Source organism: Microbacterium sp. GW823-FHT02G05 (assembly GCF_058797175.1).
This window is the reverse complement of sequence record NZ_JBXAJK010000001.1, coordinates 1,695,412-1,708,452: the sequence shown is the minus strand read 5'-3', so window position 1 is coordinate 1,708,452 and position 13,041 is coordinate 1,695,412. Positions and strand designations below refer to the sequence as shown.

The 13,041-nt window shown below is 66.7% G+C and carries 14 protein-coding genes and 2 tRNA genes; 7 read left to right on the top strand and 9 right to left on the bottom strand.

Annotated features, from left to right (window positions below; genetic code table 11):
• Positions 1-101: 101 nt before the first annotated feature.
• The 5 genes from AC1REM_RS08355 to galU form a co-directional block, all read right to left on the bottom strand.
• Positions 102-710: a hypothetical protein gene (locus tag AC1REM_RS08355; protein ID WP_492514201.1), complete on the bottom strand. Its 609-nt coding sequence runs from the start codon at positions 708-710 to the stop codon at positions 102-104.
• 133 nt (positions 711-843) lie between these two features.
• Positions 844-916: transfer RNA gene (locus AC1REM_RS08350), tRNA-Ala, on the bottom strand.
• Between the two features lie 28 nt (positions 917-944).
• Positions 945-1,808, bottom strand: coding sequence for a hypothetical protein (locus AC1REM_RS08345; RefSeq protein ID WP_492514200.1), 864 nt, complete (start codon positions 1,806-1,808; stop codon positions 945-947).
• 58 nt (positions 1,809-1,866) lie between these two features.
• On the bottom strand, positions 1,867-2,493 hold the full coding sequence (locus AC1REM_RS08340; protein WP_204939385.1) for a GNAT family N-acetyltransferase: 627 nt from the start codon (positions 2,491-2,493) through the stop codon (positions 1,867-1,869).
• A gap of 25 nt (positions 2,494-2,518) precedes the next feature.
• A complete protein-coding gene (gene galU, locus AC1REM_RS08335; RefSeq protein ID WP_492514199.1) occupies positions 2,519-3,406 on the bottom strand; it encodes a UTP--glucose-1-phosphate uridylyltransferase GalU in 888 nt (295 codons plus the stop codon).
• Between the two features lie 42 nt (positions 3,407-3,448).
• On the opposite strand from galU, the gene AC1REM_RS08330 reads away from it, so the two are divergent.
• Genes AC1REM_RS08330 through mscL form a run of 3 tightly spaced genes read left to right on the top strand, consistent with a single transcriptional unit; the run spans position 3,449 to position 4,791 of the window.
• On the top strand, positions 3,449-4,045 hold the full coding sequence (locus AC1REM_RS08330; RefSeq protein WP_492514198.1) for a 5-formyltetrahydrofolate cyclo-ligase: 597 nt from the start codon (positions 3,449-3,451) through the stop codon (positions 4,043-4,045).
• A 30-nt stretch (positions 4,046-4,075) separates the two neighbouring features.
• Entirely contained in the window at positions 4,076-4,351 is a 276-nt protein-coding gene (locus AC1REM_RS08325) for an FmdB family zinc ribbon protein (protein ID WP_492514197.1), read from the top strand.
• 23 nt (positions 4,352-4,374) lie between these two features.
• A complete protein-coding gene (mscL, locus tag AC1REM_RS08320; protein WP_204939381.1) occupies positions 4,375-4,791 on the top strand; it encodes a large conductance mechanosensitive channel protein MscL in 417 nt (138 codons plus the stop codon).
• Positions 4,792-4,812: 21 nt separating this feature from the next.
• Here the strand turns inward: mscL and AC1REM_RS08315 are convergent, their stop codons facing one another.
• Complete coding sequence (locus tag AC1REM_RS08315; protein WP_492514196.1) at positions 4,813-5,019, bottom strand: hypothetical protein; 207 nt, start codon at positions 5,017-5,019, stop codon at positions 4,813-4,815.
• The gene (locus AC1REM_RS08310; protein WP_492514195.1) at positions 5,012-8,686 is read right to left on the bottom strand and encodes an AAA family ATPase; all 3,675 of its coding nucleotides are present in this window, start codon (positions 8,684-8,686) and stop codon (positions 5,012-5,014) included. Before AC1REM_RS08310 ends, AC1REM_RS08315 begins: the two co-directional genes overlap by 8 nt.
• A gap of 205 nt (positions 8,687-8,891) precedes the next feature.
• Between AC1REM_RS08310 and AC1REM_RS08305 the strand changes: the two genes are divergently transcribed.
• Positions 8,892-9,437, top strand: coding sequence for a methylated-DNA--[protein]-cysteine S-methyltransferase (locus AC1REM_RS08305; protein ID WP_492514194.1), 546 nt, complete (start codon positions 8,892-8,894; stop codon positions 9,435-9,437).
• A 46-nt stretch (positions 9,438-9,483) separates the two neighbouring features.
• Here the strand turns inward: AC1REM_RS08305 and AC1REM_RS08300 are convergent, their stop codons facing one another.
• Both AC1REM_RS08300 and AC1REM_RS08295 read right to left on the bottom strand, forming a co-directional pair.
• Complete coding sequence (locus AC1REM_RS08300) at positions 9,484-11,112, bottom strand: monocarboxylic acid transporter (RefSeq protein ID WP_492514193.1); 1,629 nt, start codon at positions 11,110-11,112, stop codon at positions 9,484-9,486.
• A complete protein-coding gene (locus tag AC1REM_RS08295; RefSeq protein ID WP_492514192.1) occupies positions 11,109-11,456 on the bottom strand; it encodes a DUF485 domain-containing protein in 348 nt (115 codons plus the stop codon). The genes AC1REM_RS08300 and AC1REM_RS08295 overlap by 4 nt, the downstream gene beginning before the upstream one ends.
• Before the next feature lie 133 nt (positions 11,457-11,589).
• On the opposite strand from AC1REM_RS08295, the gene AC1REM_RS08290 reads away from it, so the two are divergent.
• The 3 genes from AC1REM_RS08290 (at position 11,590) to AC1REM_RS08280 (ending at position 13,038) form a co-directional block, all read left to right on the top strand.
• Positions 11,590-12,438, top strand: a complete 849-nt coding sequence (locus AC1REM_RS08290; RefSeq protein WP_492514191.1) for a LuxR C-terminal-related transcriptional regulator — start codon at positions 11,590-11,592, stop codon at positions 12,436-12,438.
• A gap of 103 nt (positions 12,439-12,541) precedes the next feature.
• Positions 12,542-12,886, top strand: a complete 345-nt coding sequence (locus AC1REM_RS08285; RefSeq protein ID WP_378787926.1) for a histone-like nucleoid-structuring protein Lsr2 — start codon at positions 12,542-12,544, stop codon at positions 12,884-12,886.
• A 75-nt stretch (positions 12,887-12,961) separates the two neighbouring features.
• Positions 12,962-13,038, top strand: a tRNA-Arg gene (locus AC1REM_RS08280).
• Positions 13,039-13,041: the final 3 nt, after the last annotated feature.

Here is a 13,041-nt window from a genome sequence, read left to right as displayed (position 1 = left end):
GAATGGAATCGATTCCTGGAATCGATTCCATTGATGATAGATCACACCGTCGGCACCGTCCAGCCGGGATCGGTATATTCCGCGTCCTCCGACAGCGGAGATCAGCGGACGGCGACCCTCTCGATCCGCGCGAGCGCCGCATCGATGTGCGCGATCAGTCCCTCAGCGGTGCGGTGATACTCCTCGATCGCCGAAGAGAGCCGAGCCCACCCGTCTTCGGAGGCATCCGGCTGCGCGAGCATCCGGGCCTCCGCGTCCACGCGATCCAGCTCCGTCGCCACGAGGGCGATCGAATCCATGATGTCCTCGACATCCGCGCTCGACGACAGGAAGGACGACCAGCGCGCCAATGCTCCGATCAGCCGATCCCGCTCGCGTTCCGACGCCTCTCGCAACGCACGCAGCGCAGCGCGGTCGCGCCGCGGATCCGGAAGCCGACGCTCACGCCGCTCCTCGTGCGGATCACTCAGACGGCGACGGAAGTCACCCAGCGCCAGACGTGTCACCGGCTCCCATCGTTCATGGGCCGCCCTCGCGATGAAGCGATCCACGATCAACGCCGTGAACGTGAAAGTGACCAGTCCGCCGGCGAGCCCGGAGATGACGACGTACTTCTGCCAGACATCGGTCGCGAGGTCTACCCAGATGATGAGCGCTGCGACCAGAAGCGCCACACCGCCGACGATGATCCGCCACCCACGCACGCTCATGGCACCTGACCATAGCCGAGTTCCCCAGACGGCGAGCCCCCAGACGGGTCTGGAAGCTCGGCCCGAAGGTGCTCCGCGGAAGAAAAGAAGCCCCGCACGAATGCGGGGCTTCTTTCACTGTCTCAACACAGTGTGGACCTAAGGGGATTCGAACCCCTGACCTCCTCGATGCGAACGAGGCGCGCTACCAACTGCGCCATAGGCCCGTGAACCTCAGTTAGGTTATCACGCCCATCACCCTGCGACGCGACGCTCGAGCAGCTGGCGCACGTGCGCTTCGATCTCTTCGTCGTCGACGAAGCCCATCGTCGCGTACGGCGAGGTCGCTTCTGCCGCGGGAGCCAGCACTGCAGGCGCCTGCGGGGCCATCTCGGCCGCGCGACGCTGGAGTTCCTCGGCACGCGCCGCGCGCACGGCAGCCTCACGTGCTTCGATGGCAGCACGTGCGGCCTGCGCGCGCGATCCCGCCACGGAGACCATGGGCTGCGGCAACGAGCGAGGCGTCCATTCCGGGCGCCCCTGATCGTGCAGCGGCGGCGCGACCCGCTCGACGGCGACGGGCGGTGCTGCCGTCTCCTGATGCGCGCGACGCGCGATCTTCGACGCCACAGATGCCATCCGCTGCAAGACCACGGCGCTGAGCACCGTGACGCCCGCGCCCACCCAGAGCGCAACGGATGCTCCGGCAACGACGAGCTGCCAGATACCGAGTCCGACCGCCGTCAACCCCAGCACAAGGAAGACGGTCGCGGTCATCCGCGTGTGACGGCGCGCCCGAGCCTGTCGTACTGCCGGATCGGCCCGCGTCGCAGCGAGCTCTTGACGCAGCTTCTCGAGCTCGGCGGCTTCACGTTCGGACTGAACGCGCTTCGCCAGACGCTGCTGCGCGAGGGCCGTGCGGGCGGTGAGCTCCAGGCGAACCTCCTCCGGAGTCTCGCTGGTCTCCGCGAGGACACGCAGGGCACGGTTCAGGCGCACCGCATTGCGCTCTGCCGCCTCGAACTGGTGCCGACCTCGCCACGAGGGCAGAAAGTACAGCACCCAGAGGAGCACAGCGACGAGGACGATCACGCCCCCACTCAGCACTGGCCCATCCATACGTCCACGGTATGGGACAACACCCCTCGTCTGCCAACAGGCGCCTCGCGTGTCGCGCTCAGCGCGGCAGATCCGCGGGCGGAACGGCGGAAGCATCCGCCGGCACCTGCCCGGCCAGCCAGCGGGCGAGCACACCCTGCGGCACATCTTCCTTCACGAGCGCGAAGGCAAGGTGATCCCGCCAGTCACCATCGATGTGGATGTATCGCCGACGCACACCCTCATAGCGGAAGCCGAGCTTCTGCACGACTCGCACGCTCGCGGCGTTCTCGGGACGAATGCAGATCTCCATCCGGTGCAGGTCCAGCTCGGTGAAGGCCAGATCCGTCGCCAACGCGACCGCTGTCGGGGTGATCCCCCGGCCGGCGAAGCGCTCGCTGACCCAGTAGCCGATCGTCGCGGAGCACAACGAACCCCGCGCGACGCCCCAGATGTTGAGCTGCCCGGCGACCTCGCCTTCATACTCCATGACGAAGGGATACCCGCCACCGTCACGGTACTGCTGCAGGAGACGGCGGATGCTGACTCGCATGTCGAAACCCACCTGGGCTCCCGGAAGGGTCGCCTCCCACCGGTGCAGCCAGGCGCGGTTCGACAGCAGCTCCTGCTGCAGCACCCGCGCGTCACGCGTGCGCACGAGGCGGATGCTGATCGCGCCATGCTGGCGAGGTGCAAGAGCGTCCACGGTGGGCCTTTCTCCGCTCCGGCTCTCAGAGAGTCTGAGCGAACTCCTTCAGCCAGGGGCGGAGGTCTTCGCCGAGGTCGTCTCGGTCGGATGCCAGCTGCACGATCGCCTTGATGTAGTCGACGCGGTCTCCGGTGTCGTATCGGCGTCCGCGGAAGATCACGCCATAGACGCCGGGGCCCGCCGGATCGGCGGCCAGCTCTTGCAGGGCGTCCGTCAGCTGAATCTCCCCGCCCTTGCCCGGTTCTGTGCGCTCGAGGATGTCGAAGACGGCGGGGGGAAGCACGTAGCGTCCGATGACGGCGAGGTTCGAGGGTGCCTCTTCGGCGGCGGGCTTCTCGACGAGCCCGGTCACACGGACGAAGTCGTCGGTACCCGTGGCTTCCACCGCGGCCGCACCGTAGAGGTGGATGCTGGAGGGATCGACCTCCATGAGCGCGATGATCGTCGCTCCGGTCTCGACGTGCTTGTCGAGCATGGTGGTCAGCAGCGGGTCGCGCTCGTCGATCAGGTCGTCACCGAGGAGAACAGCGAAGGAGCTGTCACCGACGTGGGTGCGGGCGCGCAGCACGGCGTGGCCGAGTCCCTTCGGCTCGCCCTGGCGGACGAAGTGGATGTCGGCGAGGTCGCTGGACTTCATGACGCGCTCCAGACGACCGGTGTCGCCCTTCTGCTGCAGCTTGACCTCGAGCTCCGGCACGGAGTCGAAGTGGTCGGAGATCGCGTTCTTGTTGCGCCCGATGATCACAAGGATGTCGTCGATACCCGCTTCGACGACCTCTTCCACCACATACTGGATGGCCGGCTTATCGACGACGGGGAGCATCTCTTTCGGCATCGCCTTCGTCGCCGGGAGGAACCGCGTTCCGAGCCCTGCGGCGGGGATGACGGCCTTGATCTTGTGTGAACCCATGGCGCTCAGCCTAGCCCGTGGGCCCGACGTAGACTCATTGGCATGTCCGACGACATCGACAATGAGAAGCGTGCGCTCCGCGCGGAGATTCGCGAGCGCCGACAGCTGCTCTCCGATTCGCAGCGCGAGTCGGCCTCCGTCGGTATCGCCGCGCAGCTCGATGCGCTGATCAGCGCACACGGCGCGCAGTCGATCTCCTGCTACCTGTCGATGATGACCGAGCCCGGAACCCGTGATTTCCTCACGACCGCGATCGCCCGCGGCATCCGCGTGCTGTTGCCGATCACCCGCGCCGACGGACTGCTCGACTGGGCCGTCGCCGGCAGCATCGACGACACGATCGTCGGCGCCTACGGTCTCGACGAGCCGACCGGGGAGGTGCTCGGGCCGATCGCGGTCGGCGATGTCGATCTCATGATCATTCCCGCCGCAGCCGTCGACGAGGCCGGGATGCGCCTGGGCTGGGGACGCGGCTACTTCGACAAGACCCTCGGATCGATGGAGCGCACTCCCCCGGTGTATGCGGTCATCTACGACACCGAGTTCCTGCCCGGCGTCCCCGCCGATCTCCACGACCAGCCCGTCACGGGCGTCGTCACTCCCACCCGAACACTCACGCTCGCGGCATCCGCGCGCTGACTCACCCCGCACAGAACGCAGAGAATCACCATGCCCACCTATGCCTACCGCTGCACTGCATGCCAGCACCGCTTCGACGCCGTCCAGAGCTTCTCCGACGCCGCACTCACAGAGTGCCCCGAGTGCCGTGGCGCGCTGCGCAAAGAGTACGGATCCATCGGCGTGACCTTCAACGGCTCCGGCTTCTATCGCACCGATTCGCGTGGCACTGGTGGCAATTCGGGCGTCGCTTCGGCATCATCGAAGTCTGAGTCGAAGAGCAGCGCCAGCCCGGCGCCTGCCTCGACCGGCACCTCGACTTCCTGAGGTTCGACGTCAAAGGAGGACCCGTGTTCAAGGGTTTCAAGGAGTTCATCGCCCAGGGCAACGTCATCGACCTGGCCGTGGCCGTGGTCATCGGCGGTGCATTCACGGCCATCGTGAACGCGGTCGTCGCCAGCATCATCAACCCGCTCGTCGCGCTCTTCTTCCAGGCGGATGAGGCGGGCAAGTTCGGCCCCACGATCACCAACATCTACGGCGATCCCGTCACCTTCCCACTGGGCGACCTGATCTCCGCGATCATCAGCTTCCTCGCGGTCGCGCTCGTGGTCTACTTCGTCTTCGTTCTTCCCATGAACAAGTGGAAGGAGCACCGTGCCGCCAAGATCGCGGCCGGCGTCGAAGACGAAGAGGTCGTCCCAAGCGAGCAGGAGCTGCTCATCCAGATCCGCGACCTGCTCGAGAAGAACCAGGCCCGCAGCTAAGCGCGTCCCGCGCGGCGCGCCTCAGTAGTGGGGCGGAACCTCACTGCGCAGACGCGCATCGTTCGGCCCGGAAGCGGCTGTGTCCTTCGCATCGACGGAGGACACAGCCGCTTCATCGTTCTCACGAGGAACGGCCGGTTCGGGCTCCGAGCCGGCGACAGAGGTCAGCTTCGCTCGACGAGAGCCTGCGACACGCACGATCCGCTGACGCGGCTCGGACTCAGTCATCGTTCGACGGCACCGTCGCGATCGGCTGCGTGTCTGTCTCGGCAGGAGGCGCGGACGCGGAGATGCCGAGGACCTCGGCGATCCGACGCGCGACCGAGGCCGGATCGCTGTACAGGTCGAAGGCGTGCACACGGATGTAGTGCCAGCCGAGTCGGCGCAGCACCTGCGGACGCAGACGCAGCGACTCACGCAGCGATTCGCCACGCGACTCAGGATCCGCCTCGATCACGACCGCCTTGCCCTTGTGCTGGGCGACCAGTGGGAGCAGGCCCCGGTAGTCGACGTCGACGGACGCGCCGAGGCGACGCAGTTCGCGGGCGAGAGCGAGAGTGAGCGGATCGGCGAGATCTTCCAGACGTGCCTCGCGGGCCCGTGCGGCGAGTCCCCCGAGGATCGACATCAGCGTGGCCGCCCCGTGCGAGAGCCGGCCATCGTCGAACGACGAGGGGCGAATCGACGAGACGATGACCATCGAGCGGCGGGCGCGCGTCATTCCGACGGTGAGCAGACGTTCTCCGTCCGGCGTTGAGAGGTCACCGAAGTCGCTCAGCACGCGACCGTGCTTCGTGAGACCGAATCCCAGCGAGAACACGACGCGGTCGCGACTCTCCGCCACCGACTCCTCGAGCGTCAGGACGGCGAACGCCTCGGGCGTATCGCGGCCCACGAAATCTGCGACGTCCGCCCGACCGGCGAAGGCTTCGGTGACGGCGGCGAGAACGCGCTCCGAGTGCCGGCGACTCGCGGTGATCACCATGAGCGACTCGTTCGGGCGGTGCACGGCGTGCTCGACGACAAGCGTGACGACGCGGGCGACCTCGGCATCCGGGCTCTCCACGGCACCCGAGACGGGGTCGGGAGTGCCGGTGCCGCCCTCGACGTAGTCGACGGTCAGGCTGCCGCGCCCGAGGTACGAGCCTGCCCAGGGCAGCGAGACGATCTCGCCGCCGTAGAACGCGTCGTTGATGAGCTCTGCGAGATCTTCGCCACCGGCGCGATAGCTGCGAGTCAGCGTGACGATCGGAAGGAGCTCCGCAAGACGCTCGAATGCCGAGACGGTGTCGAAGGCCGACTCGCTCTCCCACTCCGGAGACGCGACGGTCGCGACCTCGAACGGGGTGGGCCGCTGCGTGACCGGGTCCCCGATCGCGACGACCTGGCGGGCACGACGGATCGCCGGCGTCGCCTCAGCGAGGTTGATCGCTGCGGCATCGACCAGCAGCACCGTGTCGAACTCGACACTGTCGGGGATGTCGACGACGTGGTACGGCGAGGAGATCCAGACCGGTGCCAGCGCACGCATGAGGGTGGGGGCGGCGCTGACGATCTCTGCTGTCGAGGCGTTGCCCTCGGTCAGCGCGCGCCGAAGGTTCGCCGCTTCCTGCTTCTCGTCGACGATTCCGATGCGCCACTGCCCCGCGAGCTGCCAGGCGAGCAGAGGTCCGGATTCGGCCGTGTGGGCGTCGTCGACGAGGCGGAAATCCTTCTCCAGCCGATCGACGACCGCCGTGTTCGCACCGAGCAGTGCGCGGTTCTGCTGCAGCGAGAGCTCGAGGAGCGACTGCCACCAGGCGAACTCCAGCTCTTCGCCGACACGGTCTTCTGCGACATGCCGCACCGACAGGTCGACGAGCAGCGGCTCCAGGCCAAGCCCGGCGAGCTCATCGCGGATCTGCGCGCGCTCGACGAGGTTGTCGAACACATCTGATTTCGCCGCGAGCCCGGCGAGCGTGCGGACGAGGCGCGCAACGGGAAGCGTCGCGAGAGGCTCACGCCGTCCGAGCGCGGCATCAAGTTCGGCGAGCTGCGCCTCCACGTGCTGCCATGCCACCTGCACATCGGCCAGCCCCAGGGGCACCTCAGGGGCCACACCGGCGTTGACGAGACGCTGCCACTGCGTGCGCTGCATCTGCAGACGCGTCAGCGCCTCATGCATGTCACTGACGTGCGCACCGGGGCGGACGTACTCCTTCGCGAGGCGACGCAGACGACGCCTGTTCGCGCCCGTCATGTTCGGGGCGTCCCGGCGGGACCCGTGCGCCTGGATGAGCTCCCCGAGAGGGCGCTCGAAGACGGTGGGGCTGAAACGGTCCAGCGAATCACGGATGCCCTGCAGAAGCCGCAGATAGTCGCCCAGCTCACTGATGGTCGAGAACGGTCGCATGTGCGTCTGCGCGACCATCTCGTATCCGCGCTCCAGCAGTGTCGGCACGCTCGTGCCGTGGAGACGCTCGGCGAGCGCGTGCGCGGCGCGCGCCGCATCCGTCGAAGAGAAGGTGACCCCGTACCAGGGCGAGTCATCCGGTCCGAAGCGGAACTCGCCAAGGCGTGCGGCGAGCGCGAGCGCCTCCGCGGCGCGGGTGCGGTCGCCGGCAAGCCGTGCGAGCGCCTGCCGGTCGAGGCGCGCGGTGGTCGTGGGCGGCGTCTCCAACGACGCCAGACGGGTGAGCACTCGGGTGGCGTCGAGGACGGACGCCTTGAGCTGCGGATCGCGGTCGACCAGCGCACTGCGATAGTCACGCAGAACCGTGCGCAGACGGACGAGCGCCTCGTCGATCTCCGCGAGCTTGGGGGCCTTCGCCTTCTCGTTGCGGCCGATCGCGCGCACCAGGTCACGACGCACTGTCGTCGGCGAGACAGCGAAGCCGTCGAGACCGATGCCGCTGAGCCGATGCCGGACGCCATCGAGGGTTGAACGGCGAGCCGAGACGATCAGCACGCGCTTGCCCGCGCGGACGAGCTCGCCGGCCGCATTGATCACGGTCTGCGTGCCACCGGTGCCAGGCAGTGTGGCGATCGTCAGAGAGTGACCGGCGGCGATCTTGGCGAGGACGGCCTCCTGCTCGTCGTCCGCGTCCAGCAGCAGGTTGTCGGATGCCGGTGCGCGATCGTCCGGACTGATGATCGTCGGTGTCTTCCGCGGCGCCGTGACCGCCTCACGGTCGGCGGCGTGGCCGGCCAGGGCGTTCAGAAGCGTGTGGTCGAGATCGTGCGCGTCCCGTGCCATCGCCGCCCCCACGTCCGCGAAGGTCGAGACGACGATCCGCGGCTGCACCGAGAAGGTGTCGATGGACTCGGTCGCGGCACGAAGCTGGTCGATCGCCGGCTGCGGCTTGAAGATGCCGCCGTCGTACGCGAGCGCAGCGAGCGCATCCGGATCGATCGTGATGCCGAAGTGCTCACTTGCGATACGCACGAGCTCGGGGTTCACGAAGAAGCCGCTGTGCAGTTTCAGCTCGAAGTCGGAGTGGTGCCGTCGAATCGCCAGCGGTCGCAGGAGCACCGGTGCCGCATACGAGCGGCCACCGAGCTTCCACGCAGCGAGACCGACGGCGAGGTGCACGGCTTCGATGCCCCGCACCGTGCGCAGCTCGGTGTTCTTCGCGGTGATCCGCTCAGCGGCCAGGCGGGCCGTACGCAGACCGACCTCATCGCGGAAGAGATTGGAGAGGAGCGTCGAACGGCCGGTGATGAACTGCGGCAGGCTGCCCGGGTGCGCACGGGAGATGTCGATCCCCGCCTCCGCCGTGTCGACGTAGCTGATGAGCGGCGAGGATCCTCCCAGCTCCTTCGCCTCCGCACGCAGACGACGTCGCTCGGCCGCAGCCGCATGCACGCTGCGCGGAGCGGGCACCTCCACGATCTCGACGTCGGCTGGCGTCGTCAAGGACTCTGCCTCTACCGCTTCAGCGGTCTTTCCGTCACGTCGCCACACATCTAGAGAGTATGCGCGACTTGCCCGGACTTCCGGTAAGGTGAGCGAGTTTCACCCGATTCGTGCCGTTTTCTGCACCGATGAGGCGTTCTCTCGACTTCTCCCCGGGTGCGCGGACAACCGCGCCACCTGTGCGGCGCCGACGCAGGATGGATCCATGACATTTCGCTACGACTTCGCACCGACGCCCTTCGGCGACGCGCTGGCCGTGTTCTCCGATGCCGGACTCGTTCGCTTCGACCTTCCCGAATCCGACTTCCCGGCGACGTGGCTCCTCGACGGCGCCAGTCGCGCGCTGCGTTCCGCTCCGGTCGCGGCACCGGGCGATGCGGCGGCATTGAACGATCTCCTCGACGCCTACTTCGATGGCGAGCCGGTGCGATTCGACGACGAGATCCCGCTCGACTGGTCCCTCACCGACGGCTTTACGAGGCGTGCCCTCCAAGAGGTCTGTGAGATCCCCTGGGCGGAGACCGCGAGCTACGGCGAAGTCGCCGTCCTCGCCGGCAGCCCGGGAGCCGCCCGCGCTGTCGGCACCGCCTGCAGGTTGACCCCCTTCTCGATCGTGGTTCCCGTGCACCGGGTCGTGCGCAGTGACGGCACCCCCGGTCACTACGGTGCGCACCCCGAGCGCAAGCGCTACCTTCTCGACCTTGAGGCCGACTCTGCGCGCCAGCGCGGCATTCCGGCCTCGCAGCGGTGAGCCCCGACGTCTCGGTCGGGGCTCACCGGGCGTACTCACACGGTCGTCAGTGCTCGACGGCCTTCTCTGCACCGAAGCCGGTGAGCGAGCGCACCTCCATCTCAGCGGCAAGAGTGCGGCTCTCGACGGTCTTGTCGGTGACGGATCCGAGCCATCCGAGGAAGAAACCGAGCGGAATCGAGAGGATACCCGGGTTCTCCAGCGGCCAGATCGCGAAATCGACATTCGGCAGCGTCGACGTCGGCGATCCCGAGAAGACCGGCGAGAGGATGATGAGCACGACCGCCGCTGTCAGACCGCCGTACATGCTCCACACCGCGCCGCGCGTCGTGAATCGCCGCCAGAACAGCGAGAACACGATCGTCGGCAGGTTCGCAGACGCCGCGATGGCGAACGCGAGCGCCACGAGGAACGCGATGTTCTGACCCTGCGCACCGATGCCACCGAGGATCGCCAGCACACCGATCACGATGACCGTACGGCGAGCGACCTTGACTTCGCCGTCTGAATCGGAGACACCGTCGCCGTTCTTGCCCTTCTTCACCACGTTGGCGTAGATGTCGTGCGCGAACGATGCCGCCGCTGTGATCGTGAGACCGGCGACGACCGCGAGGATCGTCGCGAACGCCACCGCCGAGATGAATCCCATGAGTACGGGTCCGCCGAGATACAGCGCGAGCAGTGGCGCGGCGGAGTTCACGCCGCCGGGTGCTGCTGCGATCACGTCAGGACCGACGAGTGCGCCGGCGCCGTAGCCCAGCACCAGCGTGAACAGGTAGAAGATGCCGATCAGCCAGATCGCCCAGACGACCGAGCGACGCGCCTCCTTCGCAGTCGGGACCGTATAGAAGCGCATCAGCACGTGCGGCAGACCCGCGGTGCCGAGCACGAGGGCGAGTCCGAGGGAGATGAAGTCCCAGGGATTGGCACCGTACTTCAGGCCCGGGGCGAGGATGGCATCCTTCGGATCGGACACCGACGCCGCCACGGCACTCTCCAGCAGCGTGTTCAGGTTGAATCCGTTGAGCGCCAGAACCCAGATCGTCATCGCCGCCGCGCCGCCGATCAGCAGGAACGCCTTCACGATCTGCACCCAGGTGGTGCCCTTCATGCCACCGATCAGCACGTACAGGATCATCAGCACGCCGACGACGGCGATGACGAGCGACTGGCCCAGCTTGTCATCGATGCCCAGCAGCAGCGACACGAGTCCGCCGGCACCGGCCATCTGTGCGAGCAGATAGAAGAAGCAGACCGCGAGCGTCGTGATCGCCGCGGCCATGCGCACCGGACGCTGCTTCAGACGGAACGACAGCACATCTGCCATCGTGAACTTGCCGGTGTTGCGCATGAGCTCCGCGACCAGCAGTAGCGCGACCAGCCACGCGACGAGAAAGCCGATCGAGTAGAGGAATCCGTCATATCCGTTCACGGCGATCGCTCCACAGATCCCGAGGAAGGATGCGGCCGACAGGTAGTCTCCCGCGATCGCGAAACCGTTCTGCGGGCCGGTGAACGAGCGACCGGCCGCGTAGTAGTCCGCGGCCGTCTTGTTGTTGCGGCTCGCGCGGATCACGATGAAGAGCGTCACCGCGACGAAGGCGAGGAACACCGAGATATTCAGGACGGGGTTGCTCTCCATGAGCGTCCCTCCGGCAGCCGAGGAGACCATCATGCGCGGATCTCCTGTGCTTCAAGCTCTTCGCGAATCGCACGCGCCTGCGGGTCGAGTGTGCGATTCGCGAACGCGACGTAGCCCATCGTGATGCCGAATGTGGTCACGAACTGCCCCAGCCCCAACAGCAGGCCCATGGTCACATCGCCCCACACGCGCTGCGCCATGAACTCCGGCGCGAATGCCGCGAGCAGCACGTAGGCGAAGTACCAGATGAGGAAGATCGCCGCGAGCGGGAAGATGAACGAGCGTTGATTCCGCTTCAGTTTCTGGAACTGGGGCGACTCCTCCACGCCCACATAGTCGATCCCCGCTGCCACAGGTTCTCCGGTCGTTTCGGTCATGGGGCCTCCTTGCCACATGGTCGGAAAGTCACCCGGTGCATCGTTCGCATCCGAGTGGTAGCGTCGACGCTACGAATCCGGGGAGCGGGTCAACACTCCCGAAAGTAGGTAGTCGATGTATCCCATGGAGTCGATGGGCACCGACGCGCAGCTGTTGTCATACGCAGTACGCGAGCTTGCTCGCCGTACCCGCTTTCCCGTGGCCTTCGGCGGGCTGCTCGACGGCAACTCCGTCGCCGTCACAGCCATCATCGGCAACCGCACCCGAAGCCTCGAGGGTCTGCGCGTACAGCCACAGCGCGGACTCGGCGGCCGCGCGATGACCGAGCTACGCCCCCGAATGACCCATGACTACGGCAGCTCCCAGCTCATCACGCACGACTACGACGGATTCGTCCTCGGCGAGGGACTGCGCACATTACTGGCCATCCCGGTCATCGTCGGCGGGCGCTCCCGCGGCGTCCTCTACGCGGGAGCGTGGGCCGAAACACCGGTGGGCGATCTCAGCACAGCCCCCGCCGTGCAGGTCGCAGAACTCCTCGCTTCGGAGATCCGCGTCCGCGAAGAAGTCGAGCGGAGAATGCGCACACTGCCGGCGCCCGACACCACTCCTCCCGCGCTGACTCCCGTGCAGCGCGAAGAACTGCGCGAGAGCTACGCTGAATTGCGCAGTATTTCGGCCGCACTGAAAGATGCGCGGTTGAGAGAGCGTCTCGCATCTCTGGAGAATCGCCTGCTCTCCCTCTCCGGCGATACCGAATCGGTGACCACGCAGCCGATGACGACAATCCATCTCTCTCCGCGTGAAATCGACGTTCTCGCCTGCGCCGCACTCGGCCTGACAAATGCGGAAATCGCCGCAGAACTGAGCCTTCGCGAAGGAACGGTGAAGGCCTATCTGGGAACAGCGATGACAAAGCTCGGGGCTTCCACCCGTCATGCCGCCGTGGCGGGTGCACGCAGACGCGGACTCCTCCCCTGAACCAATTGTTCGGGTAGCTGACGAAAACAGCATTGTCCGATGCGCACGATATTCACCGTGCGTCGCGTTGCGCGCCGCGAATTGCGGGACGTATTGTTGCCGAATGGCACGCAAAATCATTCACCAGCTCGTCGACGATATCGACGGGACCGTTCTTGAGGCCGGAGAAGGAGAAACGGTACATTTCTCGCTCGACGGCACCGCTTATGAGATCGATGTGACCGACGCCAATGCACAGGCATTGCGCGATGCACTGAAGCCCTACATCTCGGCAGGTCGCCGGGCACCGCGTGCGGCGGCACGCGCAGCATCCACTCCCGCGAAGCGCGCTCCGCGCAACAACGAGATCGCCGCGATCCGCGCGTGGGCGCTCGACAACGGCTACAAGGTCTCAGAGCGAGGCCGCATTCCCGCCGACATCACGGCCGCGTACGCCGCAGCGCACTGACTCGACGCGACGAGGGCGCCCCGCACCGGTCGATTAGACTGGCGGGGCGCCCTCGTCGTTTCATGCGGACGCAATGCCCTCGTAGCTCAGCAGGATAGAGCAGCCCTCTCCTAAAGGGCAGGTCGCAGGTTCGAATCCTGTCGAGGGCACCACCG

Bases quoted from the DNA above. Each gene is read 5' to 3' on its own strand.
- AC1REM_RS08355 (WP_492514201.1), bottom strand. From the start codon at position 710: ATGAGCGTGCGTGGGTGGCGGATCATCGTCGGCGGTGTGGCGCTTCTG.
- AC1REM_RS08345 (WP_492514200.1), bottom strand. From the start codon at position 1,808: ATGGATGGGCCAGTGCTGAGTGGGGGCGTGATCGTCCTCGTCGCTGTG.
- galU (WP_492514199.1), bottom strand. From the start codon at position 3,406: ATGGGTTCACACAAGATCAAGGCCGTCATCCCCGCCGCAGGGCTCGGA.
- AC1REM_RS08330 (WP_492514198.1), top strand. From the start codon at position 3,449: ATGTCCGACGACATCGACAATGAGAAGCGTGCGCTCCGCGCGGAGATT.
- AC1REM_RS08325 (WP_492514197.1), top strand. From the start codon at position 4,076: ATGCCCACCTATGCCTACCGCTGCACTGCATGCCAGCACCGCTTCGAC.
- AC1REM_RS08315 (WP_492514196.1), bottom strand. From the start codon at position 5,019: ATGACTGAGTCCGAGCCGCGTCAGCGGATCGTGCGTGTCGCAGGCTCT.
- AC1REM_RS08305 (WP_492514194.1), top strand. From the start codon at position 8,892: ATGACATTTCGCTACGACTTCGCACCGACGCCCTTCGGCGACGCGCTG.
- AC1REM_RS08300 (WP_492514193.1), bottom strand. From the start codon at position 11,112: ATGATGGTCTCCTCGGCTGCCGGAGGGACGCTCATGGAGAGCAACCCC.
- AC1REM_RS08295 (WP_492514192.1), bottom strand. From the start codon at position 11,456: ATGACCGAAACGACCGGAGAACCTGTGGCAGCGGGGATCGACTATGTG.
- AC1REM_RS08290 (WP_492514191.1), top strand. From the start codon at position 11,590: ATGGGCACCGACGCGCAGCTGTTGTCATACGCAGTACGCGAGCTTGCT.
- AC1REM_RS08285 (WP_378787926.1), top strand. From the start codon at position 12,542: ATGGCACGCAAAATCATTCACCAGCTCGTCGACGATATCGACGGGACC.